The organism is Neisseria sp. P0021.S006 (assembly GCF_051956895.1).
In genome coordinates this window covers 1-509 of record NZ_JBQCWZ010001071.1, presented here as the reverse complement: position 1 = coordinate 509, position 509 = coordinate 1, and the positions used below count along the sequence as shown (strand labels likewise).

Below are 509 nucleotides of genomic sequence, written 5' to 3'. Positions count from 1 at the left end.
ATGTTGTTTTAACAGGAATTTGTAAAAAATGTCAGAAGTAAAAAAGACTAAAGTCCACCTGATTTCAGGCTTCCTCGGAACAGGCAAAACCACCGCACTCAAAAGTCTGATGGCGCAAAAAGATCCGAATGAAAAATGGGTCATCATCGTCAACGAATTTGGCGAAATCGGCATTGACGGCGCTGTCTTGAGCGACAACGGCATTCCCGTCGCAGAAATCGCCGGCGGCTGTTTGTGCTGTACTGCCGGCGCACAAATGGGTACGACCGTACAAAAAATGCTGCGCGATGCCCAACCCGACCGCTTGATGATTGAAGCCAGCGGCCTGGCGCACGCCGCCAGTGTTATCGACGAATTGAAAGCCAAGCCACTCGACAGCATGTTGGAAATCGGCGCTGTTTTTACCGTTGTCGATCCACGCCAATTCATTAATCCCGATTACGCTCAACAAGCCTTGTATAAAGACCAAATCGGCATTTGCGACGTATTGGTCGCCAGCAAAACAGACT

At 49.3% G+C, this 509-nt stretch carries 1 protein-coding gene; it reads left to right on the top strand.

Features of this window, described 5'->3' with window-relative positions; genetic code table 11:
* Positions 1–28: 28 nt before the first annotated feature.
* Positions 29–509, top strand: a 481-nt coding sequence (locus ACTHUM_RS18775) for a CobW family GTP-binding protein (RefSeq protein ID WP_440403792.1), incomplete at its 3' end; no start/stop codon positions are given.